The following is a 21,737-nucleotide window of genomic DNA, read 5'->3' as shown; positions in this document are numbered from 1 at the left end:
GAGGGCGGTTGCATGGGCGGATGGCGGGTCCCGGGATACAGCGAGCTGCGCGTCCTCGGGGAGGGGGCGCAGGGCCGCGTCGTGCTGGCGCGGCACGACGCGAGCGGGCTCCCCGCGGCGATCAAGTACCTCGCGGACGCGGCGGGGTCGGACGCGGGGTTCCGCGCGCGGTTCCGCGGCGAGGCGGACCTGCTCCGGCGCCTGCGCAACCCCTTCGTCGCCCAGCTGTACGGGCTGGTGGAGACACCGGAGGGCGCCGCCATCGTGATGGAGGCGGTCGACGGCGCGCCGCTCAAGGCCGTGCTCGCCGAACGGGGGCCGCTGGAGCCGGAGGCGGCGCTGGCGGTGCTGAAGGGGTCGCTGCTCGGGCTCGCGGCGGCGCACGGCCTCGGGATCGTCCACCGCGACTACAAGCCGGCCAACGTGATCGTGCGGGGCGACGGGCTGAGCAAGCTCATCGACTTCGGCATCGCGGTGGACGCGGGCGAGGCGGGGCGGTCCGGCACGCCCGTCTACATGGCGCCCGAGCAGTGGCGCGACGAGCCCGCCTCGCCCGCCACGGACGTGTACGCGGCGACGTGCGTGTTCTTCGAGTGCGTGACGGGACGGCGGCCCTACGCCGCCGAGGACCGGGCCGGGCTCATGGGCCGCCACCTGACGGCGCCGATTCCGGCCGGGGACGTCCCCGGGCCGCTCCGCCCGCTCGTCGAGCGCGGGCTGGCGAAGAACCCGTGGGACCGCCCGGCGGGCGCGTCGGCGTTCGTGTCGGAGCTGGAGTCCGCCGCGTCCGCCGCGTACGGCGCCGACTGGGAGGGACGCGGCGTGCGGGCCCTCGCGGGCGCGGCGGCCGCGCTGTCGATGCTGTTCCCGCTCACCGCCCTCGGCCTCGCCTCGGGCGGCGCGGCGGGCGGCGCCGGGGCCGCGGGCGCCGCCGGGGCGGCGGGCGCGGCGGGAACCGGCGCCGGTGGGGCCGGGGCGGGCGCCGGCGCGGCGGGCAAGGGGGTGCTGGGGACGCTCGGCGCCAAGGGCGCCGCGGCGGTCGCGGGCGGCACGGCCGTCGTCGCGGCGGGCGGCGCGGCGACCTATGTGGCCGTCGCGCACGGCAGCACCGAGGCCAAGCCGATCGTGACCGCGCTCGCCGCGCTCAGCGGCCCCCGGCAGGACCTCGGCAACGGCACGACCTTCCAGGCGCGGGGACGGGTCGTGACGGTCTCGGGCGGGCGGCCCGCGCTCACCAGGAAGATCAACCAGGCGCTGCGGGCACCGCTCGAAGAACGCTGGGCCAAGACGCGCAAGGGTCTCGCCGGGATCGGCCGCGGCGGCTACACCGACCTCGTGACGCCGACGATCCTCATGCGCAACGACCGGCTGCTCTCCGTCTGGTACAAGGTCGAGCTGCGCGGGGAGCGCGGGACGGGCTGGGACCACTCGCCCGCCGCCACCGTCGATCTGCGGACCGGCGCGTCCTACCGCCCGCTCGACCTGTTCCGCGTCCCGACCGACCGGGGCCTCGCCCCTCTCGACACGAAGATCAAGTCGCATCTGCCGGGCGGCGCCTACTGCGACGGCGAACAGGATCCCGGGCCCGGGCCGGTGGAGATGCACGGGACGGACGACCCGTCCAAGTTCGTCAAGTCCGGCGACGTGACGATGGCGCTCACGCCGGCCGGCCTGCGGGTCGCGTTCTACGGCTCGGTGCTGGGCTACTCCGCGGCGTGCGGCGAGCTGGACACCGTCGTCCCGTACGCCGAGGTCGGGGACATGCTCAAGCCCGCGCTGCTGTCGGCCGTCCGCCGACCGGCGCCGGCGCGCTCCTGAACGCGGACGCCCCGTCCGGCGGGATCGGCCGGACGGGGCGCGCGGGAGCAGGTCACCGGCGCTTGGTGATCTCCTCGGTCAGCTGCGGCGCGACCTGGAACAGATCGCCCACGACGCCGTAGTCGACGAGCTCGAAGATCGGCGCCTCGGAGTCCTTGTTGATGGCGACGATGGTCTTCGACGTCTGCATCCCGGCCCGGTGCTGGATCGCGCCGGAGATGCCGACCGCGATGTAGAGCTGTGGCGACACGGTCTTGCCGGTCTGGCCGACCTGGAACGAGTGCGGGTACCAGCCGGCATCGGTCGCGGCGCGCGACGCGCCGACGGCCGCGCCGAGCGAGTCGGCCAGGCCCTCGATGATCGCGAAGTTCTCGGCGCCGCCCACGCCGCGCCCGCCGGACACGACGATCGCGGCCTCGGTCAGGTCCGGGCGCTCGCCCTTCTCCTGGACGACCCGCTCCACGATCCGCGCGGCCCGGTCGGTGTCCGACAGCGTCACCGAGACCTGCTCCTCCACCGGCGTCACCGGGGACGCCTCGGGCGCCACGGAGTTCGGCCGGACGGCGATGATCGGCGTGCCGGTCCGCACCCGGGCGTGCGCGATGATCCCGCCGCCGAAGATCGAGTGCTCGGCGACGAAGCCGCCGGCGACGTCCACCACGTCGGTGAGCACGCCGGAGCCGGTCCTGACCGCGAGGCGGCCGGCGATCTCCTTGCCCTCGGCGGTCGCGGAGACCAGCACCGCCGCCGGGGAGCGCTCGGCGACGAGCTGCGCCAGCAGCGCGGCCTTGGGCGCGACGACGTAGGAGGTCAGCTCCTCGTCGGCGGCCACGTACACCTTCCCGGCGCCGTACTCGCCGAGCTTGTCCTTCGCGCCCTCGTAACCCGGGCCCGCCCACACGGCGGCGGCCTCGCCCAGCCGGCCGGCCAGCGTCAGCAGTTCGAGGGTGACCTTCTTGACCTCACCGTCGACATGGTCGACGAGGACGAGGATCTCAGCCATCGTTGTCCGTTCCCTTCCCCGTCAGACGAACTTCTTCGAGGCGAGGAACTCGGCGATCCTCGCGCCGCCGTCGCCCTCGTCGGTGACGATCTGCCCCTGCGCGCGCGGCGGCGCCTCGGCGAAGTCCACCACCTCGGTGGCGGCGTTCGCCAGGCCGACCTGCGACGCGTCGATGCCGGCGTCGGCGGCGGCGAGCGTCTCCACCGGCTTCTTCTTGGCCGCCATGATCCCCTTGAACGAGGGGTAGCGCGGCTCGTTGATCTTCTCGACGACGCTCACCACCGCGGGCAGGCTCGCCTCGACGCGGTCGTGGCCGTAGTCGGTCTGCCGCTGGATCGTGACGGACGTCCCGTCGATCTCGACCTTGTTGGCCAGCGACAGCTGCGGGACGCCGAGCCGCTCGGCGAGCATCGCCGCGAGCACGCCGGTGCGCGCGTCGGTGGACTCCGAGCCGAGGACCACCAGGTCGAAGCCGGTGCGGCCGAGCGCCTGCTGGATCGCGTAGGAGGTCTGGAGCGCGTCGGAGCCGGCGAGCGCGTCGTCGGCGAGGTGGACGGCCTTGTCCGCGCCCATGGCGAGGGACTTGCGGATGGAGTCGGCGGCCTTGTCGGGGCCCATGGTCAGGACGGTCACCTCGCCGCCGTGGGCCTCCTTGATCCGCAGTGCCTCCTCGATGGCGTACTCGTCGAGCTCGTTGATGACGCCGTCCGCGGCGGCGCGGTCGAGCGTGCTGTCATCGGACTTCAGCTTGCGCGGGCTCTCCGTATCGGGAACCTGCTTCACCAGGACGACGATGTTCATGGCCGGTGGCCGACCTCCCTGCACTCGTTTGGCCGCTGGGGTGAGCGGACAGAGGGGCGCCGCCCATGACGGGTCGACGCGGGAAACGCGTTGTCGCTGTCACAGCCTGCCAAAGACCCGAACGCGTTTCGGCGGCGGGTCCCCGTTTCGGCCGTCCAGTCAATGTTACCCATGGGTAGCCTCCTGGTCGATCCCAAGGGGTGAGACATTACCCACGTCCCGCGGGTCTCGCGTGGACGCGTCCCGGGCCGGCGGGACACCCCCGGCGCGGCGCCCCTCACATCCGGTCGACGGCGTTCTGCAGCCGGTCGATCGAACTCTCCAGGGAGCTCTGGAGCCCGTACATGGGCGCGAAGCTCGGCGTCAGCGACATGGCGCCGACGATGGCGAGCAGCGCCAGCACACCGAGGACCACGCCCGCCGCCGCGATGCCGCGCGGATGCCGCGCCGTGGCGAGGGCCATCCGCTCCATCTGGCGCCGCGGGCCGCTGACGCCGGGCGCCGTCCACAGCACGGCCGCGCCCGCACCGGCGCCGAACGCGCAGGCGCCCAGCGGGTCGATCTCGCCGCCGACCGCCGACGCCGCGACGAGCGCCAGCGGCACCGCGACGGTGAACGCCGCCGCGTACGGCACGGTCAGCAGCGTCCGCCCGAGCGCCCACGCCCAGCCCCGGACGCTCGTCGCGGCGGCGGCGCGCAGCAGCGTGACGGCGGCCAGTGACAGCGCCAGCCCGGCGATCGGCATCATCACCGCGACGCCCACCGCGATCACCACGACCATCGCGGCGAGCAGCCGCGCCCATCCCCGCGCCACGGCCAGCCCGCGCGCCACGGCGGCGGTGCCCGACGCGTCGGCGACGGCCGGGGCCGGCGGGACGGCGGACGGCGCCACGGGCGCGGGAGCCACGGGCGCGGGCCGGGAGGAGGGCGCGCCGGACGGGCGCGAGGTCCCGGGCACGGGCGGCAGGTCGAGCGCGGACGCCGCCTCGGCCAGGTCCGCCGCGGACGGGCGGGCGCCCGGATCGGGATCGGTGGCGGCGGCCACGAGAGGCCGCAGCTCCGCGGGCAGGGCACCGGCGGGCGCGTCCGGTCCCCCGGCGGCGAACGCCACGACCGCGCCCCAGGCCGCCACGTCGGCCGGCGCGTCCCCGCCGGTCAGGCCGAAGTCGACGACGACGGGGGCGGCGTCCACGACCAGGACCGTGCCGGGGCCGAGGGCGCCGTGCGCGAGACCTTGCCGGTGGAGGGCGGCCAGGGCCTTGGCCAGCCCGAACGCCATGCGGCGGAGCGCCGCGCCGCCCACCGGCCCCTCCGCGGCGACGTGCTCGTCCAGCGGCCGCCCGGGGACGAACCGGGAGACGACATACGGGACGGGCCCGGCGGGCTCGCCGTCCAGCACGTCCACCACATAGGGGCTGCGCACGGCGCGCATCCGCGCGAGGTCGGGTTCCGTGCCGGGCGGGAGCAGCCGGATCGCCACGTCGCGTCCGTCCGGATCCGCCGCGCGGTGGACGGCCCCCGCGCCGCCGCCCAGCGGGGACAGCAGACGGTACGGTCCGATGTGCTCCTGGTGGCTCGTCTCACCGCTCATATCGGTCGCCACCCTATCGACGGACGGCGGATCCGGGCGCCGGATCACCGCCATGGACCGCGCGGCGCCGGTACGGGGTCAGGATCCCGAGCCGATGACCGGGAGCCCGTCCACGAGGTCGCGGACGTCGCTGCGCAGCCCTTCCAGGTCCTGGCTCATCCCGTCCAGCGGGGTGGTGTCGGGCGGCTGCTTCTGCGACAGCCCGGCCAGCATCGCGGCGAAGATCCCGAGGATGAGGACGGCGGCGAGGGCGGCCCCGGTGCGCGGGAGCAGCGCGCCCCACATCCGGGCCATCTGCCGCCGGGGGGCGCCGCTGCCCGGAGCGAGGCACAGCAGCCCGATCACGGCCATGGCCGAGTAGGCGATGGCCCGCGAGGCGGTCATGTCGGACTTGGCGAAGATCAGCACACCGAGCAGGACCAGCCCGGCGAGGGCGCTGAGCCCCGCCAGCAGGCCCGTCATCAGCACCGCGCCCGGCAGGTGCAGCGGCGTCTTGAAGGCCGCCGCGACCACGTCGCCCGAGCGGGGCCCCCGGCGCGTCCGCTTGTCCTCCATGCCCTTGGCCGCCTTGTCGGCCATCCGCAGCACGAGCACCCCGGCGACGGTGAACCCGACCGCGAGCAGCGGCGCGATGTTGGCGAATCCGAGCAGCGCCACCAGCAAGATGAAGCTGAGCACCCGGTACCAGCCGTAGGGCTTGCGGGCGTCCTTGTCGCGCTCGCCGCGCGTCCGCTCGGCCTGCCGCCGGACGTCCTCGACCCGCTGGTCGTAGGGCCCGCCCCCGCGCTGGAGCGAGCCGGGCGGGGGCGCGGCGTACGGCGGCGGGTACCCGCCAGGGCCCCCGCCGTCGTAGGCGCCCTGGCCGTAGTCGCGCTGCGCGTACTGCTGCGAGTCGTAGGGCCCCGGCGCGGGCGGCGGGACGGGCGGCGGCGCCGCCGGGGGCAGCTGGCCGACGAAGTCCTTGGGCTGCGCGTGGACGGGGGCCGGCACGGGCGTGGGCGCCGGCGTGGGCATCGGGGTCGGCGGCGGGGTGTCGGTCCGCGTGGCCGGCTCCGGCGCGGGCGGCCCGGGCGCGGGCATGGAGAACTGCCGCATGTGGTCCGGCTGCGCCATCGGCTGGGACGTGGCGTCCGGCCGCGTGTAGTGCTGGTCGACCCGCGTCTGGTCGGTGATGGTGGCTTCGAGGTGGATGCGCCGGGTCAGCTGGACGAGGTTGACCGCCTTCGGACGCTCGACCGGGTTGCGGGCCATCGCCGAGCGCAGCACCGGGAGCATCGCGTCCGGCACGCCGTCCAGGTCGGGCGTGCCCTGCATGATCTTGTAGAAGATCGACTCGAAGGTGCCCGAGCCGAACGGCGGCCGCCCGGTCGCGGCGTAGGCGAGCGTGCCGGCCCAGGCGTGCACGTCCGACGGCGGGCCCGCGTCCTCGCCCTCGATGATCTCCGGGGCGAGGTAGCCGGGGGTGCCGATCACCATGCCGGTCGCCGTCAGCCGGGTCGCGTCGGCGCCCTGCGCGATCCCGAAGTCGATCACGACGGGCTCGCCGTCGACCAGCATCACGTTGCCGGGCTTCATGTCGCGGTGCACGATCCCCGCGCCGTGGATCGCCGACAGCGCGGACGCCAGCCCGACGCCGAGCCGCTGGAGGGCCTGCCCGTAGATCGGGCCGGACTCCTCGACGATCTCCTCCAGGGTCCGCCCGGGCACGTACTGGGTCACGATGTAGGGCTGGTCGGCGGTGACGTCGGCGTCGAGGATCTCGGCGACGTGCGGGCTGTGCACCCGCCGCATCGAGTCGACCTCGCGCGCCAGGCGGCGCCGCGCCGTGGCGTCCCCGGCCACCTGCGGCCGCAGCACCTTGATGGCCACCTTGCGCCCCTCGGGGTCGGCGCCGAGGTAGACGACGCCCATGCCCCCTTCCCCCAGGGTCTGGAGCACGCTGTAGTGGCCGATTCGGTCCCCGGACGTGACAACCCCCTTCATCGTTTACGAAACCCTACCCTTCGGCTCTGAGCCCAGAGGGATCCAACCGGCATGTCAGGCCGCCCTCCCGCCGCCGCCCACGGTGACCTCTCCGGCACCCTGTGCGAGGGCCCCCGCGAACCACCTGGCGGTCGGGCGCCGGGACGGGTCCCTCCGCAGCGCCATCCCCAGCAGCCCCGCGACGGGCTCCGGCACCCCTTCCAGGTCGGCCTGCCCCCGCAGGATCCGGAAGCACACCCCGTGCAGCGACCCCCGCCCGAACGGCGGCCTACCCGTCGCCGCGTAGGCGACGGTCGCCGCCCACGAGAACACGTCCGACGCGGGGGTGGCACGTTCCCCCTCGATCAGCTCGGGCGCCAGGTACGCGGGGGTGCCCACGACCATCCCGCGCCTGGTGATCTGCTCGGTGCCCGGCTCGTGCGCGATCCCGAAGTCGATCAGCGTCGGGCGGTCGCCGAGCACGATCACGTTGCCGGGCGCCACGTCCCGGTGCAGGACCCCCGCGTCGTGCACGTCCCCGAGGGCGAGCGCCAGCCGCCGGGCGAACCGGACCAGCCGCTGCCCGCCCAGCGGGCCGTACGCCGGGACGAGATCGCCGAGCGGGCAACCCGGCACGTACTGCGAGACCACATACGGCCGCTCCGCGGCGACCCGCCCGTCCAGCAGCCGCGCCACGTAGGAACTCCGGACCCGTGCCTGCGCCGACATCTCCCGTGCCAGCCGCCCGATCGCCTCCGGCTCCCCGGCCAGCTCGGGCAGCAGCTCCTTCACCGCGACCTCGCGCCCCCGCGGGTCCATGGCGAGATGGACGACACAGGTGCTCCCCCGGCCGATCTCGTCCAGCAACCGATACCCGCCCAGCCGCCGATGCGTTCCCATGACCCCTTTGACGCCAAGAAACGCCCCCGCGTTCCCGTGACAAGCCCCATAAGACGCAAGGCCCAAGACCCAGGTTCCCGATTTATCTGGGGCAGGACGGCGTCAGGATCGTCGGGCGGCTTGGCGGGCTCGGCGCTCTTCGCGGCGGGTCTCGAACTTGGTGGCGGAGGCGTCGAGGTGCTCCAGGAAGGCGGCGAGGTCCTCGCGGGCCCGCTCGCCGTCGGCGTTCAGGCCGGTCAGGTCGAAGACGCCCCACTTGCGCAGCACGGGGGTCAGCACGTCGTCGTGGTGCAGGCGCAGGTCGTAGATGCCGGCGTTGGCGATCACGACGGACTTGCGCAGGAACCCCTCGATGCCGGCGCCGGGCATCTCGAACGACTTGACGACGTCGGTGATGGCCCGCATGGTCTCGTTCGGCGCGAGTTCCAGCGCCGCGGCGAGCAGGTTCCGGTAGAAGATCATGTGGAGGTTCTCGTCCGCCGCGACGCGGGTCATCATCTGCTCGCAGATCGGGTCGCCGGACGCCCTGCCGGTGTTGCGGTGCGAGACGCGGGTCGCGAGTTCCTGGAAGGCCACGTAGGCGGCGCCGTGCAGGAAGGAGTCGCCGTGGGTGGGCTCGTAGCCCGTCTCCATATGGTGCATCCTGGCGCGCTCCAGCGCGATGGGGTCGACGGCCCGGGTGACGGTGAGGTAGTCGCGGATGACGATGCCGTGACGGTTCTCCTCGGCGGTCCACCGGTTCACCCAGGTCCCCCAGGCGCCGTCACGGCCGAAGACGGTGGCGATGGCGTGGTGGTAGCCGGGGAGGTTGTCCTCCGTGAGCAGGTTGACGATGAGCGCCTCGCGCGCCTCGTGGCTCAGCTTCGACTGCTCCAGCGACCACGCCTCGCCTTCGAGCGGCCCGTCGAAGTCGCGTCCCTCTCCCCACGGCACGTACTGGTGCGGGAACCATTCCCTGGCCATTGACAGATGACGGTCGAGCTCCTTCGCGACCACCGGCTCCAGCTCGCGCATGAAGCCGGTCTGGATCTTGTCTTCGGGGGTGACGGACATACCGTTCCTTCGCTGGACGACAGGGACTACCGGGCGGTGCCGCCACGCCCGCGGCACGCTGATCAGGGCGCCCAGCAGGCCCGACTCAACCTACTCAAGCGTAGGTTCGATCGTCGCCAGTGGTCGGGGACCCCGTCAAGTCACCCGGTTCACAAGCAACGCGGGGCCCAGTTTGTAGGGGGACGCGAAAAGCGCCCGCGTCACCGGCTGTCGGCGGCCAGCCGCCACACGCGGACCACGGCCGCCCGCAGCAACGACCTCGGGACGAGCTTCAGCGCGGGCAGCGCGGCCTTGTACTGGGCGCCGGGGACGGACAGCGCCCGTCCCGTCGTCACCGCGACCAGGCCCGCCTTGGCCACGTCGTCGCGGCGCAGCCAGATGAGGCCGGCGGGCTCCTCGTCCTGCGTGCGTGTGAAGCCGGGGCACAGCGCGGTCACGTGCACGCCCTTGGCCGCGACCTCGGCGTGCAGGCTCTCGGAGAAGGCGATCACGTACGCCTTGGTCGCGCCGTAGGTCGCGCTGCCCGGCGACGGCGCGAACCCCGACATGGACGCGACGTTAAGGACGCCGCCCCGCCCGCGCGCGACCATGCCGGGGAGCGCGGCGTGGGTGAGCCGCACCAGCGCGGTGACGTTGAGGTCGATCTGCGCGAGGTGGTCGTCCAGCGGCAGCTCCGCGAACGCCCCGAAGGCGCCGTGCCCGGCGTTGTTCACCAGGAGCTCCACCGGCTCGGCGCGCAGCCGCCGCTCGACCTCGTCCCGCTCCACCGGGTCGGTCAGGTCGGCCGCCACCACCTCGACCGCGACGCGGTACCGCTCGACCAGCTCGCGCGCCAGCCCGTCCAGCGGCTCGGCGCGGCGGGCCACGATCACGAGGTCGGTGCCCCGGGCCGCCAGGAGCCGGGCGAAGCTCTCGCCGATACCGCTGGACGCCCCGGTCACCAGCGCGGTTCGGTACGCCTGTCGCATGGCCGCCGATGCTATCGGCGCACCTCCGGCGCGGGCGGGCGCCATGGCCAAAAAAGCCGCGAAGAACGGCGGGGGCGGTTCATCCCTCCGGTTCCGAGGTGCGCCGCGGGTCGCCGCCCGCGTACTCGGGCGGGGGGAGCATCGTGGACGGGTCCTCGCCCGCGACCCACAGCCCGACCATGAACGCCGCGGCGGCCTCCATCAGCGCGGCCCTCTCCAGGCCCCCGCCGTCCAGCGGGACGCAGCCGAGATCGGTCACGAGCGCGCGGACGACGTCCAGGGCGCCCGCGTCGTCGCCGCACACCGGGACGCCGAGCGGGCGGCCTCCGAAGGACGGCGGCGTCATTCGCCACACGCTCTCGTGGCACAGGGTGAACGCCTTGACCACGCGGGCCCCCGTCGCGTCCGCGACGCGGCGCGCCGCCGAGGGGCCGCCCGCCGTCTTCAGCCGCTCGAACGGCGGTTCCATCGGGTTGACGCAGTCGATCAGCACCCGGCCCGCGAGCGGACCCGCCGCGCGCAGCACGTCCGGGACGCCCTCGTACCAGACGGCGAGCAGCACCACCTCACCGAACCGCGCCGCCTCCCGCAGCCCGCCCCCGGCCGTCCCTGCGCCGATCCGTTCGGCGAGCGCGACCGCTTTGGCGGGCGTGCGCGCCCCGATCCGCACCTGGTGGCCCGCGCGCACCCACTGCGTCGCGAGCGCGTCCGCCATGTTGCCCGCTCCCAGGACTCCGATCCGCATGACGACCTCCCGTTCGATTACCGTCGGACGGGACGCTAGGCGGTCCGTTCCGCACCATCCGGTGCGTATCGGGAGGGGGACGATGTCAGGCGAGCCGATGCAGACCATGCCGATGCAGACCGCGACGCGGGCCGAGGGGTTCGTCGCGGACTGCCAGACCCGTCTCGCCCTCGACGTGCTGTCGGGCACCTGGACGGGCGTCGTGCTCTGGACGCTGCGCGACGGCCCGCTCCGTCCGGGCGAGCTCCAGACCCGGATCGGCGGCATCCGCCACAAGGTCCTGAACGGCACGCTGCGGCGCCTCGAACAGAACGGCCTGGTGACGCGCCGCCGTTACGCCGAGGCCCCGCCGCGTGTGGAGTACGAGCTGACCGCCCCGGGAAGGGGGCTGCTCGGACCCCTCTCCGCGCTGGGTTCCTGGACCGAGCGTCACGCGGAGGAGGTCCTGGACGCGCAGGAGCGCGCCCTCACCGGCCGGTGAACTCGGCCTTGCCCGGCCCGTGCTCCATGAAGCTCTTCATGCCGTTGGCCTGGTCCTCGGTCGCGAACAGGGCGGAGAACTGGAGGCGCTCGATCTCCAGGCCGGTGTCCAGGTCGGTCTCCAGGCCCGCGTCGATGGCCTGCTTGGCGGCGCGGAGGGCGACCGCCGGGCCGCCCACGAACGTCGCCGCCCACTCCTTCGCCGCCGTGTAGACGTCGGCGTCCGGGACGACCCGGTCGACGAGGCCGATCGCGAGGGCCTCGTCCGCCGCGACGTGCCGCCCGGAGAAGACCAGGTCCTTGGCCTTCGCGGGGCCGACGAGCCGCGCCAGCCGCTGCGTGCCGCCCGCCCCGGGGATGACGCCGAGCCGGATCTCCGGCTGCCCGACCTTCGCGCCCTCCCCCGCGACCCGGAAGTCGGCGGTCAGCGCCAGCTCCAGCCCGCCGCCGAGCGCGTACCCGGTGATCGCGGCGATGACGGGCTTGGGGATGGCGGCGAGCGCCTTCGCGAAGTCCTGGAGGAGCCGGGACGGGCCCGCCGACATCTCCGCGTAGCCCAGCGGCGCCATCTCCTTGATGTCCGCGCCCGCCGCGAACACCCGCTCCCCGCCGTACAGGACCACGGCGGCGACCGCGCCGTCCCCGGTGACCTGCGCGGCCGCCTCGATCAGCTCCGTCTGCACCCGGGCGTTCAGGGCGTTCATCTTCGGGCGGTCGAGCCTGATCGTCGCGATCCCGTCCTCGACCTCGACCCGTACGAACTCGCCCACGGCGACCCTCCTGAAATCTCGGCGGTGAACGCCACGAGCCTAACCAGAGCCGACGGCGGTGACGGAAGAGGACGTCCGAGGCGGCTGATAGCTTCGGGGACCATGCTCGTCGGTCACGCCACCTGGCATGGCGGTGCGCTCTGCCTGTGGGCCGAACGCACCGGCCCGGACGAGCCCGTCCCCGGCGTCCACCCGTTCGCGACCCGGGATTTCTCCGGCACGTCCTACGAGCCGCTCGTGCGGGGCGCGTTCCGCGTCGAGCTGACGATGTCGCTGCCGACCCTCGCCGGCCGTCCGCTGCCGTCCGCCGAGCTCGGCCCCGGGCCGGTTGACGACGAGCCGGAGCTGCGCGCGTGGCGGGTGCCCGCGCTCGTCCTGGAGCCGTTCCCGGCGATGGCGCTGCTCCAGGCCGCCGAGCACTCCGGCGACGTGGTCGCCGGGACCGACCTGCGGTTCCTGTGCCTGCTGGCCGCCGAGGCCGTGCACCTCGCCGGGCGCGGCCAGGTGCTGCCCGCGCTGCTGCGCGAGGACGGCGACCTCGTGGCGCGCTGGCGGCCCGTCGCCGCCGACCCGGCGCGGTTCCGGGCGCTCGCCGCGGCGATGCCCGCCGCGTGCCGCGCCGCGGACGGCGGCCGTCCCGCCGCCGAGGTGCTGCGCGAGGCGCTGCACGGCATGGTCGACACCGCGGTCCGGGGTGTGGTGCCGCATCCGCTGCTGCCGCTCCGGCGCGGCGCGGTCCCCGACCGGCTGCCGCTCGCCGAGCGGTGGGTGGAGGCGCTGACCGGCCCGTCCGCCGGGGTCGCCCGCGAGCCCGGCGACGACCCGGGCGAGCTGATCGCGGAGCTGGACGCCTGGGCCGCCGCGTCGCACCGCCCGTCCGGCCCGCTGCGCGTCTGCTTCCGGCTGGCCGAGCCGGGCGCGCCGGAGTTCGATCCCGCGCCGGAGTCGGCTCTCGCGCCGGCGGAGCCCGCCGGGCGGTCCGGGCACGACGACGCCGACACGTGGCGCGTCGAGTTCGCGTTGCAGGGCACCGACGACCCGAGCCTCTACGTGCCCGCCGCGCTGGTGTGGGCGGGCGAGGCCGCCTCGATCCCCGGCGCCGGGGAGGCGCTCCTCGCCGGCCTCGGCCGCGCGCTGCGGCTGTTCCCCGACATCGCCCCGGCCCTCGACGGCCCCGCGCCGGACGGGCTCGTCCTCGACACGGCGGGCGCGTTCCGGTTCCTGCGCCAGGCCGCGCCGATGCTGGCCGCCGCCGGGTTCGGGGTCCTGCTCCCGCAGTGGGCGGGCAAGGCGCGCCTCGGCATGAGGCTCACCACCCGCCCGGACGACCCGGAGTCCGCGGCCGGGGCCGCCGCGCCCTCGGGCTTCGACCTGAAGGGCATGGTGCGGTTCCGCTGGGACCTCGCGATCGGCGACGAGACCGTCGACGAGGACGAGCTGGAGGAGCTGGCGCGGCTGAAGACGCCGCTCGTGCGGCTCCGCGGCCGCTGGGTGGAGCTGGACGAGCGGCAGCTGGAGGCCGCCCTCGACTTCCTGCGCCACCCGCGGCGGGGCCGGATGACCGCCGCGGAGGCGATCCGCGCGATCGTGCACGCCGGCGACGACGCGCTCCCGCTCACCGGCGTCGACGCCGCCGGGACGCTCGGCGACCTGCTGTCCGGTGAGGCCGAGCGGCGCCTGACGCCGCTGCGGACCCCCGACGAGCTGGACGCCGAGCTGCGCCCCTACCAGGAGCGCGGCCTCGCCTGGCTGGCCTTCATGAACGACCTCGGCCTCGGCGCGCTGCTCGCCGACGACATGGGGCTGGGCAAGACGATCTCGATCCTGTCCCTGCTCGTCCACGAACGGGAGGGCGGCGCGCGGCCCGGCCCGACCCTCGCGATCCTGCCGATGTCGCTGGTGGGGAACTGGCAGCGGGAGGCGGCCCGCTTCACGCCCAAGCTGCGCGTCCACGTCCACCACGGGACGGGGCGGCACCGCGGCGGTGAGCTGGCGGCGGCCGTCGCCGCGGCCGACCTGGTGCTGACCACCTACGGGACGGCGGCGCGCGACGCCGAGGCGCTGGCGGGCATCGGGTGGGAGCGGGTGGTCTGCGACGAGGCGCAGTCCCTCAAGAACAGCGGGACGCGGCAGGCCAGGGCCGTGCGGGGCATCCCGGCGCGCAGCCGGATCGCGCTGACCGGCACGCCGGTGGAGAACCACCTGACCGAGCTGTGGTCGATCATGGAGTTCGCGAACCCGGGGCTGCTCGGCCCGCGCGCGGCGTTCCGGGAGCGGTTCGCGGTCCCGATCGAGCGGGACGGGGACGAGCAGGCCGCGCAGGCGTTGAAGCGGGCGACGCGGCCGTTCGTCCTGCGCCGCCTCAAGACCGACAGGTCGATCATCTCGGACCTGCCCGACAAGCAGGAGATCAAGGTCTACTGCAACCTGACGGCCGAGCAGGCGTCGCTGTACCGGGCGACGGTGGACGACATGCTCGCCCAGATCGCCGAGGCCGACGACAAGCGGCGGCGCGGGCTGGTCCTGGCGACGATGGCCCGGCTCAAGCAGGTCTGCAACCATCCGGCGCAGCTGCTGAAGGACGGCTCGCGGCTCCCGGGCAGGTCGGGGAAGCTGGAGCGGCTGGAGGAGATCTGCGCCGAGGTCCTGGAGCAGGGCGAGAAGGCGCTCGTGTTCACGCAGTACGCCGAGTTCGGCTCGATGCTCCAGCCGTACCTGGCGGCGCGGCTGGAGCGGCCCGTGCTGTGGCTGCACGGCGGCACCTCCAAGCAGGCGCGCGACGACCTCGTCCAGCGGTTCCAGGACGACCCGGTGCCCGCGGTCTTCCTGCTGTCGCTCAAGGCCGCCGGCACGGGGCTGACGCTGACGGCCGCCAACCACGTCGTCCACGTCGACCGCTGGTGGAACCCGGCCGTCGAGGACCAGGCGACCGACCGGGCGTTCCGCATCGGGCAGACCCGCGACGTGCAGGTCCGCAAGTTCATCTGCGTCGGGACGCTGGAGGAGCGGGTGGACGAGATGATCGAGCGCAAGAAGGCCCTGGCCGACTCGATCGTCGGCACCGGCGAGGAGTGGCTGACCGAGCTGTCGGTCGCCGAGCTGCGCGACGTCCTGCGCCTGTCCCCCGACGCGGTGAGCGGCTGATGCGCGGCGCACCGGACGGGGGCGAGGGCAGGGACGCGGGCCTGGGCACTCAGTGGTGGTCGCGGCGTTTCCTCGGGATCGTCGAGTCGTTCGCCGACGCGGAACGGCTCCGCCGCGGCCACGCTTGCGCGCGCGAGGGCGCCGTGTCCGACCTGAGGGTCGCGCCTTACGAGGTGACCGCGAAGGTGCGGGGGGACGCGCCGGAACCGTACGGCGTGGCGCTCGGGATCGACGCGATCGACGACGCGGGCTGGCGGGCCGCCGAGCGGGAGCTGTCGTCCCGCGCGGTGTTCCGGGCGCGGCTGCTCACCGGCGAGCTGCCGCCGGAGATCGAGTGGGTGTTCGCCGAGCTGGGGCTGGCGCTGTTCCCGGGGTCGGCGTCCGAGCTGCACCTGATGTGCGACTGCGCCGACTGGGGCGACCCGTGCGAGCACGCGGCGGCCGTGCTGTACGCGCTGGCCGAGGCGTTCGACGACGACCCGTTCCTCGTCCTGGAGTGGAACGGGCGCGGCCGGGACCGGCTGCTCGCGGCGCTGCGGCGCGACGCGGGCCCCGGCGCCGGGCCCGACCCGTTCGAGATGGACGGCGAGCCGCTCACCGCCGCCGGGTTCTGGACGCCGCCGTCCGGGCTGGCGGGGCTGCGCGAGCGGCCGCCCGCACCGCCCGTCCCGCCGGGCTTCGTCCTGCGGGTCGCCGCTCCCCCGCCGGTCCGGGTCCGCCGCCGGGACCTGGCCGACGTGCTCGCCCCCGCCTACGAGGCCCTCGCGGACGACCCGTCCCCCGAGTAAAGGCCCCCCGGTGGGCAGGTCCTTCGGGCGTCGCGTCACGCGGCACACGGCGCGTCCGGGCGCCGACTGCGGAAGACTGGACCGGTGTCCGCGGAGAGGGAGAGCGTCTACAACCGGATCGCGGTGCTGAGGGCCGAGCGGGGCGTCTCGCGCCGCGAGCTCGCGGCGGCGCTGGGCGTCCACTACCAGACGATCGGGTACCTGGAGCGCGGCGAGTACAGCCCGAGCCTGCACCTCGCCCTGCGCATGGCGCGGTTCTTCGAGGTGCCCGTCGAGGTCGTGTTCTCGCTGGCGCCCTTCCCCCGGCTGGGAAGCGCCCGGTGAGACGGCCCGTGCACGCGACGCGGCGGCGGCGCAGGGCCGCGGTGGTGGCCGGGCTGGCGGCGGTGGCGATGCCGTGGGCGGCCTGCGTGGTGTCGTGGAACCACGCGCCGGGCGACACCGCGACGTACGCGACGATCGCCCTGCTATGCCTGTCGGCCGTGGTCGCGGTGCCGGTGATCGGCGTGCTGGGCGCCGCGACGCGCGGGACGACGTCGCTGTCGGAGCGGGGGCTGGACGAGCGGCAGGTGGCCGAGCGGCTCCGCGCCCACACGGTCGCGCACCGGATCATGCTGGCGGTGCTGGTCGTGGTCGCCGCCGTCGTGCTCGGCACCGGCGACGGCCGGGAGGCGCACATCCCGATGGCCGCCATCGCCGACGGCGTCGTCGCGCTGTTCCTGACGCACCTGCTGCTGCCCGTCCTCGTCGCCGGGTGGCGGCAGCCGGACCCGCCACCCGACGACGAGGAGGACGGCCTCTAGCGCAGGTCGCCGTTCGTCATGCCGGGCGGCGCGGCGGGCAGCGCGACCAGCCCCATCTCCGCGCGCCCGGACAGCATGGGATGGCTCGGCACGACGCGGACGCTGTACCCGAACGCGCCGCTGCGCGCCAGCGGGATCTCCCCCGCGTAGCGGATCCGGCCGTCCTCCGCCGGTTCCCCGCCGCGCAGCTCCAGGTAGGCCGGGTCGACCAGCGCGTCGGAGTCGTCGACGCGGCCGTAGGCGGCCTCCACCGTCACGTCGCCGGGTTCGAGGGTGCCGAGGTCGACGAGGACCCGCACGGTCAGCAACCCGCCGACGTGCGGGCTCTCCTCCCCCGTGGACTCGACGTGCTCGACGGCGACGCGCGGCCACGCCGCGGCGACCCGCCGTTTCCACGCCGCCAGCGCCCGCGCCCCCGCGTACTTGTCGGCCGACATGGCGCGGGCGGACGCCGCGGCGGGCTCGTAGTACCGCTCCACGTAGTCGCGGACCATCCGCGACGCCAGCACCTTCGGGCCGAGCGTGGCGATCGTGTGCCGGACCATCTCCAGCCAGCGGCGGGGCAGGCCCGCCGCGTCCCGGTCGTAGAAGGTGACCGCGACGTGGTCCTCGATCAGCTCGTACAGCGCGGCGGCCTCCAGCGCGTCGCGGCGCTCGGGGGTGGCGAGCCCGTCGGCGGACGGGATCGCCCAGCCGTTCTGCCCGTCGTACCACTCGTCCCACCAGCCGTCGCGGATCGACAGGTTCAGCCCGCCGTTCAGCGCGGCCTTCATCCCGGACGTCCCGCACGCCTCCAGGGGCCGCAGCGGGTTGTTCATCCACACGTCGCAGCCCTGGACGAGGAGCTGCCCGAGCGCCATGTCGTAGTCGGGCAGGAACACGATCCGGTGCCGGACGTCCTCGGACCCGGCGAACCGCACGATGTCCTGGATCAGCCGCTTGCCCCCCTCGTCCGCCGGGTGCGCCTTGCCCGCGATGACGATCTGCACGGGCCGGTCGGGGTCCAGCAGGATCGAGCGGAGCCGCTGCCTGTCGCTCATCATCAGCGTCAGCCGCTTGTACGACGGGACGCGCCGCGCGAACCCGATCGTCAGCACGTCGGGGTCGAGCGCGTCCTCGATCCAGGACGTCTCGGCCTCGCTCGCGCCGCGCTGCCGCCACGACTCGCGGAGCCGGCGCCGGGCGTCCACGACGAGCCGCTCGCGCAGCAGCCGCCGCACCCGCCAGATCTCGCCGCCCCGGACGTTGCGGACGCTTTCCCAGCCGCTCGCCGACTCCGGCACGGAGGGGGCCTCGCGCGCGGCCAGCTCCAGGATCTCCGGCGCCACCCACGTCCCGGCGTGCACGCCGTTGGTGATCGATCCGATGGGGACCTCGGCGGTGTCGAAGCCGCCCCACAGGCCGCCGAACATCTCCCGGCTGACCTGGCCGTGCAGGGCGCTGACCCCGTTGACCCGCTGGGCCAGCCGCATCCCCATCACGGCCATGTTGAAGACGGTGCGGTCGCCGCCCGGGTAGTCCTCGGCGCCGAGGGCGAGGACCCGCTCCACGGGGACGTCGTCGTCGCCCGGGCCGCCGAAGTACCGCTCGATCAGCTCGCGGGGGAACCGGTCGATGCCCGCCGGGACGGGGGTGTGCGTGGTGAACACCGTCCCCGCGCGGGTGGCCTCCAGGGCCTCGTCGAACGTCAGGCCGTGCTCGGACACCATCTCCCGGATGCGCTCCAGGCCGAGGAACCCGGCATGGCCCTCGTTGGTGTGGAACACCTCCGGCTCCGGATGCCCGGTGATGTCGCAGTAGGCGCGGATCGCCCGGACACCGCCGATGCCGAGGAGCATCTCCTGGAGCAGCCGGTGGTCGCCGCCTCCCCCGTACAGCCGGTCGGTGACGTCCCGCGCGGCCTGGTCGTTGTCCTCGACGTCGGAGTCGAGCAGCAGCTGCGGGACGCGCCCGACCCGCGCGAGCCACACCTGCGCCCGCAGGTCACGGTCCTTCGGCAGGGCGACGCCGACCCGCACGGGCGTCCCGTCGGGCTCGCGGAGCAGGGTGAGCGGCAGCCCGTTCGGGTCGAGCGGCGGGTAGCGTTCCAGCTGCCAGCCATCTGGCGACAGCGACTGCGAAAAGTAGCCGTGCCGGTAGAGAAGTCCCACCCCGATGATCGGGACACCGAGGTCGCTCGCCGTCTTCAGGTGGTCGCCGGCGAGGATGCCGAGGCCGCCGGAGTACTGCGGCAGAGCGGCCGTGATCCCGTATTCGGGTGAGAAGTAGGCGATGGACGTCGGTGACTCGCCGCCCTCCCCGGGGGGTGTGGAGCGCGTCTGGTACCAGCGCGGGGCGGTGAGGTACTCGTGCAGGTCGTCGGCCGTGTCCTGGAGGCGGCGCAGGAACCGCCGGTCGCCCGCGAGGGCCGCCAGGCGTTCCGGTGCCACCTCGCCGAGCAGCCGCACCGGGTCGTGGCGGACGGCCCGCCACAGCGCCGGGTCGACGGCACGGAACAGGTCGAGCGTCTCGTGGTGCCAGGACCAGCGCAGATTGAGGACCAGCTCCTCAAGCTGCCGCAGCGGCTCGGGCAGGACGGTGCGTACCGTGAATCGTCGGATTGCCTTCACGCACAACCACGCTATGCGGTCCCGTCGGGCGGATGCGACAGGGGGGACCCCACCGTCACCTCGGAGACCGATCCGCGGCCGGGCGTTTACGGAATCCCGACCGTGCCCAGACCACGCGGGCCGCCCCCGATCGAGGCAAATGATCGTTTTGTGGTGATTGCTCCCTGTATCAGGTCACCAGCGCAAAGTTATCGATAATTACGGGGCGGTAAGCGGCGGATCCCGGGCATGTGACGTTTTGGATGTCTCGAACGGGTAGGGGTGGCACATGCAGGTCGAGTCCGGAACGTCCCAATTGACCGGCATTCCGAGGCTCGGTCGGATACCGATCCTGGACGTGTCGCCGGTGGTGGATGGGGGCCGGTGGCCGGCGAAGGCGGTGTCGGGGGAGACGATCGAGGTCGCCGCGACGGTGTTCCGTGAGGGGCACGAGATGCTGGGTGCGGCGGTGGTGCTGCGGACGCCGGAGGGCGAGGAGCTGCCGCCGTCGCGGATGGCGGAGGTCGGTGAGGGGCTGGACCGGTGGGCGGCGCCGGTGACGCCGGGCGAGCCGGGGTCGTGGTCGTTCCGGGTGGAGGCGTGGGGCGATCCGGTGGCGCACTGGCGGCATGACGCGGAGATCAAGGTGCCGCGCGGCCAGGACGTCGAGCTGATGTTCGCCGAAGGGGCCCTGCTCTACGCCCGCGCCGCGGAGGGCGTCCCGAGCAAGGACCGGGCCACGCTGACCCGGCTGGCCGCGTGCCTCGCCGACGAGACCGTCCCGGTGGCCGAGCGGCTGGAGGCGTCACGCGACCCGGACGTCGAGGACGTGCTGGAGCGCCATCCGCTGCGGGACCTGCTGACGGTGAGCGAGTGGTTCCCGCTGGCCGTGCACCGGCAGCGCGCCCTGACCGGCGCCTGGTACGAGTTCTTCCCGCGTTCCGAAGGCGCGTCCTTCGACCCGATGGGGCGGCGAGGACCGATGTCGGGAACGTTCCGCACGGCGATGAAGCGGTTGCCGGCGATCGCCGAGATGGGTTTCGACGTCGTGTACCTGCCGCCGATCCACCCGATCGGGACGACGTTCCGCAAGGGCCCCAACAACACCCTGGACGCCGGGCCCTACGACCCCGGCTCCCCCTGGGCCATCGGCTCGGCCGACGGCGGCCACGACGCCGTCCACCCCGACCTGGGCACCCTCGCCGACTTCGACGCCTTCGTCGAGTACGCCCACGACCACGGACTCGAAGTCGCGCTCGACCTGGCATTGCAGTGCTCGCCCGACCATCCCTGGGTGAGCGAGCATCCCGAGTGGTTCACCACCCGCGCCGACGGCACCATCGCCTACGCCGAGAACCCGCCCAAGAAATACCAGGACATCTACCCCCTCAACTTCGACAACGACCCCGAGGGCCTGTACACCGAAGTCCGCCGCATCCTCCACCACTGGATCGGCCACGGCGTGCACATCTTCCGCGTCGACAACCCCCACACCAAACCCGTCCCCTTCTGGGAACGCCTGCTGGCCGACATCGCCGCCACCCACCCCCACGTGCTCTTCCTGGCCGAGGCCTTCACCCGCCCCGCCATGATGCACACCCTGGCCAAAATCGGCTTCCACCAGTCCTACACCTACTTCACCTGGAAGAACTCCGCCCAGGAACTACGCGACTACTTCACCGAGCTCACCGGCCCCGCCGCCGCCTACATGCGCCCCAACACCTTCACCAACACCCCCGACATCCTCAGCGAATACCTCCAGCACGGCGGACCCCCCGCCTTCGCCATCCGCGCCATCCTGGCCGCCACCCTCTCCCCCGCCTGGGGCATCTACACCGGCTACGAACTCCACGAGAACACCCCCGTCCGCCCCGGCAGCGAGGAATACCGCGACTCCGAGAAATACCAGTACCGCCCCCGCGACTTCGACGCCGCCGCCCGCCACCACACCACCCTGGCCCCCCTCATCACCCGCCTCAACACACTGCGCAACACCCACCCCGCCCTCCAGCAACTACGCAACCTGCACTTCCACACCATCGACCAACCAGAACTCCTGGCCTACTCCAAACACCACCCCACCGGCGACACCGTCCTGACCGTCATCAACCTCAACCCCCACCACCCCCGCGAAGCCACCCTCCACCTCGACCTCCCCGCCCTCGGCCTCCCCGACGACCCCGACCACCCCCACACCGTCACCGACCAGCTCACCGGCGCCACCTACACCTGGCACCGCTCCAACTACATCCGGCTGGACCCCCACGACCAACCTGCGCACATCCTCACGTTCGGGGAGTAACGAGAGTTGAGCGGACCCCAC

The 21,737-nt window shown here is 74.0% G+C and carries 17 protein-coding genes; 7 read left to right on the top strand and 10 right to left on the bottom strand.

Annotated elements, in window-relative coordinates:
- Positions 1-12: 12 nt before the first annotated feature.
- Positions 13-1,818 carry a serine/threonine-protein kinase gene (locus AGRA3207_RS31075; RefSeq protein WP_231330691.1) on the top strand — a complete coding sequence of 602 codons (1,806 nt, stop codon included), beginning with the start codon at positions 13-15 and terminating at the stop codon, positions 1,816-1,818.
- A 52-nt stretch (positions 1,819-1,870) separates the two neighbouring features.
- Here the strand turns inward: AGRA3207_RS31075 and AGRA3207_RS31070 are convergent, their stop codons facing one another.
- The 8 genes from AGRA3207_RS31070 to AGRA3207_RS31035 all read right to left on the bottom strand — a co-directional run bounded on the left by AGRA3207_RS31070 (position 1,871) and on the right by AGRA3207_RS31035 (position 10,841).
- Complete coding sequence (locus AGRA3207_RS31070; protein ID WP_231330690.1) at positions 1,871-2,821, bottom strand: electron transfer flavoprotein subunit alpha/FixB family protein; 951 nt, start codon at positions 2,819-2,821, stop codon at positions 1,871-1,873.
- Between the two features lie 21 nt (positions 2,822-2,842).
- The gene (locus AGRA3207_RS31065; protein ID WP_231330689.1) at positions 2,843-3,622 is read right to left on the bottom strand and encodes an electron transfer flavoprotein subunit beta/FixA family protein; all 780 of its coding nucleotides are present in this window, start codon (positions 3,620-3,622) and stop codon (positions 2,843-2,845) included.
- A 277-nt stretch (positions 3,623-3,899) separates the two neighbouring features.
- On the bottom strand, positions 3,900-5,213 hold the full coding sequence (locus AGRA3207_RS31060) for a hypothetical protein (protein ID WP_231330688.1): 1,314 nt from the start codon (positions 5,211-5,213) through the stop codon (positions 3,900-3,902).
- 78 nt (positions 5,214-5,291) lie between these two features.
- Positions 5,292-7,196: a serine/threonine-protein kinase gene (locus AGRA3207_RS31055; protein WP_231330687.1), complete on the bottom strand. Its 1,905-nt coding sequence runs from the start codon at positions 7,194-7,196 to the stop codon at positions 5,292-5,294.
- A gap of 54 nt (positions 7,197-7,250) precedes the next feature.
- On the bottom strand, positions 7,251-8,075 hold the full coding sequence (locus tag AGRA3207_RS31050) for a serine/threonine-protein kinase (RefSeq protein ID WP_231330686.1): 825 nt from the start codon (positions 8,073-8,075) through the stop codon (positions 7,251-7,253).
- A gap of 102 nt (positions 8,076-8,177) precedes the next feature.
- On the bottom strand, positions 8,178-9,128 hold the full coding sequence (locus AGRA3207_RS31045) for an acyl-ACP desaturase (RefSeq protein WP_231330685.1): 951 nt from the start codon (positions 9,126-9,128) through the stop codon (positions 8,178-8,180).
- Between the two features lie 200 nt (positions 9,129-9,328).
- The gene (locus tag AGRA3207_RS31040; protein WP_231330684.1) at positions 9,329-10,096 is read right to left on the bottom strand and encodes an SDR family NAD(P)-dependent oxidoreductase; all 768 of its coding nucleotides are present in this window, start codon (positions 10,094-10,096) and stop codon (positions 9,329-9,331) included.
- Positions 10,097-10,175: 79 nt separating this feature from the next.
- On the bottom strand, positions 10,176-10,841 hold the full coding sequence (locus AGRA3207_RS31035; protein ID WP_231330683.1) for an NADPH-dependent F420 reductase: 666 nt from the start codon (positions 10,839-10,841) through the stop codon (positions 10,176-10,178).
- Positions 10,842-10,923: 82 nt separating this feature from the next.
- Here AGRA3207_RS31035 and AGRA3207_RS31030 point away from each other — a divergent pair, with 82 nt between their 5' ends.
- Entirely contained in the window at positions 10,924-11,322 is a 399-nt protein-coding gene (locus AGRA3207_RS31030; RefSeq protein ID WP_231330682.1) for a winged helix-turn-helix transcriptional regulator, read from the top strand.
- Here AGRA3207_RS31030 and AGRA3207_RS31025 read toward each other — a convergent pair.
- Positions 11,309-12,091 carry an enoyl-CoA hydratase/isomerase family protein gene (locus AGRA3207_RS31025; RefSeq protein WP_231330681.1) on the bottom strand — a complete coding sequence of 261 codons (783 nt, stop codon included), beginning with the start codon at positions 12,089-12,091 and terminating at the stop codon, positions 11,309-11,311. The genes AGRA3207_RS31030 and AGRA3207_RS31025 overlap by 14 nt on opposite strands.
- 102 nt (positions 12,092-12,193) lie before the next feature.
- Between AGRA3207_RS31025 and AGRA3207_RS31020 the strand changes: the two genes are divergently transcribed.
- The 4 genes from AGRA3207_RS31020 to AGRA3207_RS31005 all read left to right on the top strand — a co-directional run bounded on the left by AGRA3207_RS31020 (position 12,194) and on the right by AGRA3207_RS31005 (position 16,826).
- On the top strand, positions 12,194-15,235 hold the full coding sequence (locus tag AGRA3207_RS31020; RefSeq protein WP_231330680.1) for a DEAD/DEAH box helicase: 3,042 nt from the start codon (positions 12,194-12,196) through the stop codon (positions 15,233-15,235).
- On the top strand, positions 15,235-16,023 hold the full coding sequence (locus tag AGRA3207_RS31015; RefSeq protein ID WP_231330679.1) for an SWIM zinc finger family protein: 789 nt from the start codon (positions 15,235-15,237) through the stop codon (positions 16,021-16,023). Before AGRA3207_RS31020 ends, AGRA3207_RS31015 begins: the two co-directional genes overlap by 1 nt.
- An 84-nt stretch (positions 16,024-16,107) precedes the next feature.
- A complete protein-coding gene (locus tag AGRA3207_RS31010) occupies positions 16,108-16,347 on the top strand; it encodes a helix-turn-helix transcriptional regulator (RefSeq protein WP_231330678.1) in 240 nt (79 codons plus the stop codon).
- On the top strand, positions 16,344-16,826 hold the full coding sequence (locus tag AGRA3207_RS31005) for a hypothetical protein (protein WP_231330677.1): 483 nt from the start codon (positions 16,344-16,346) through the stop codon (positions 16,824-16,826). Before AGRA3207_RS31010 ends, AGRA3207_RS31005 begins: the two co-directional genes overlap by 4 nt.
- On the opposite strand, the gene glgP is transcribed toward AGRA3207_RS31005, so the two are convergent.
- Entirely contained in the window at positions 16,823-19,435 is a 2,613-nt protein-coding gene (glgP, locus tag AGRA3207_RS31000) for an alpha-glucan family phosphorylase (protein WP_231330676.1), read from the bottom strand. The genes AGRA3207_RS31005 and glgP overlap by 4 nt on opposite strands.
- Positions 19,436-19,703: 268 nt before the next feature.
- Between glgP and AGRA3207_RS30995 the strand changes: the two genes are divergently transcribed.
- On the top strand, positions 19,704-21,716 hold the full coding sequence (locus AGRA3207_RS30995; RefSeq protein ID WP_231330675.1) for an alpha-1,4-glucan--maltose-1-phosphate maltosyltransferase: 2,013 nt from the start codon (positions 19,704-19,706) through the stop codon (positions 21,714-21,716).
- The last annotated feature ends 21 nt before the right edge of the window (positions 21,717-21,737 follow it).

It is taken from the genome of Actinomadura graeca (assembly GCF_019175365.1).
In the GTDB taxonomy this organism is placed as follows: Bacteria; Actinomycetota; Actinomycetes; order Streptosporangiales; family Streptosporangiaceae; genus Spirillospora; species Spirillospora graeca.
This window is presented reverse-complemented; position numbering and strand designations above follow the sequence as displayed.

What these genes read in the sequence shown, in the direction of transcription:
- AGRA3207_RS31075 (WP_231330691.1), top strand. Translation starts at nt 13, where the DNA reads ATGGGCGGATGGCGGGTCCCGGGATACAGCGAGCTGCGCGTCCTCGGG.
- AGRA3207_RS31070 (WP_231330690.1), bottom strand. Translation starts at nt 2,821, where the DNA reads ATGGCTGAGATCCTCGTCCTCGTCGACCATGTCGACGGTGAGGTCAAG.
- AGRA3207_RS31065 (WP_231330689.1), bottom strand. Translation starts at nt 3,622, where the DNA reads ATGAACATCGTCGTCCTGGTGAAGCAGGTTCCCGATACGGAGAGCCCG.
- AGRA3207_RS31060 (WP_231330688.1), bottom strand. Translation starts at nt 5,213, where the DNA reads ATGAGCGGTGAGACGAGCCACCAGGAGCACATCGGACCGTACCGTCTG.
- AGRA3207_RS31055 (WP_231330687.1), bottom strand. Translation starts at nt 7,196, where the DNA reads ATGAAGGGGGTTGTCACGTCCGGGGACCGAATCGGCCACTACAGCGTG.
- AGRA3207_RS31050 (WP_231330686.1), bottom strand. Translation starts at nt 8,075, where the DNA reads ATGGGAACGCATCGGCGGCTGGGCGGGTATCGGTTGCTGGACGAGATC.
- AGRA3207_RS31045 (WP_231330685.1), bottom strand. Translation starts at nt 9,128, where the DNA reads ATGTCCGTCACCCCCGAAGACAAGATCCAGACCGGCTTCATGCGCGAG.
- AGRA3207_RS31040 (WP_231330684.1), bottom strand. Translation starts at nt 10,096, where the DNA reads ATGCGACAGGCGTACCGAACCGCGCTGGTGACCGGGGCGTCCAGCGGT.
- AGRA3207_RS31035 (WP_231330683.1), bottom strand. Translation starts at nt 10,841, where the DNA reads ATGCGGATCGGAGTCCTGGGAGCGGGCAACATGGCGGACGCGCTCGCG.
- AGRA3207_RS31030 (WP_231330682.1), top strand. Translation starts at nt 10,924, where the DNA reads ATGTCAGGCGAGCCGATGCAGACCATGCCGATGCAGACCGCGACGCGG.
- AGRA3207_RS31020 (WP_231330680.1), top strand. Translation starts at nt 12,194, where the DNA reads ATGCTCGTCGGTCACGCCACCTGGCATGGCGGTGCGCTCTGCCTGTGG.
- AGRA3207_RS31015 (WP_231330679.1), top strand. Translation starts at nt 15,235, where the DNA reads ATGCGCGGCGCACCGGACGGGGGCGAGGGCAGGGACGCGGGCCTGGGC.
- AGRA3207_RS30995 (WP_231330675.1), top strand. Translation starts at nt 19,704, where the DNA reads ATGCAGGTCGAGTCCGGAACGTCCCAATTGACCGGCATTCCGAGGCTC.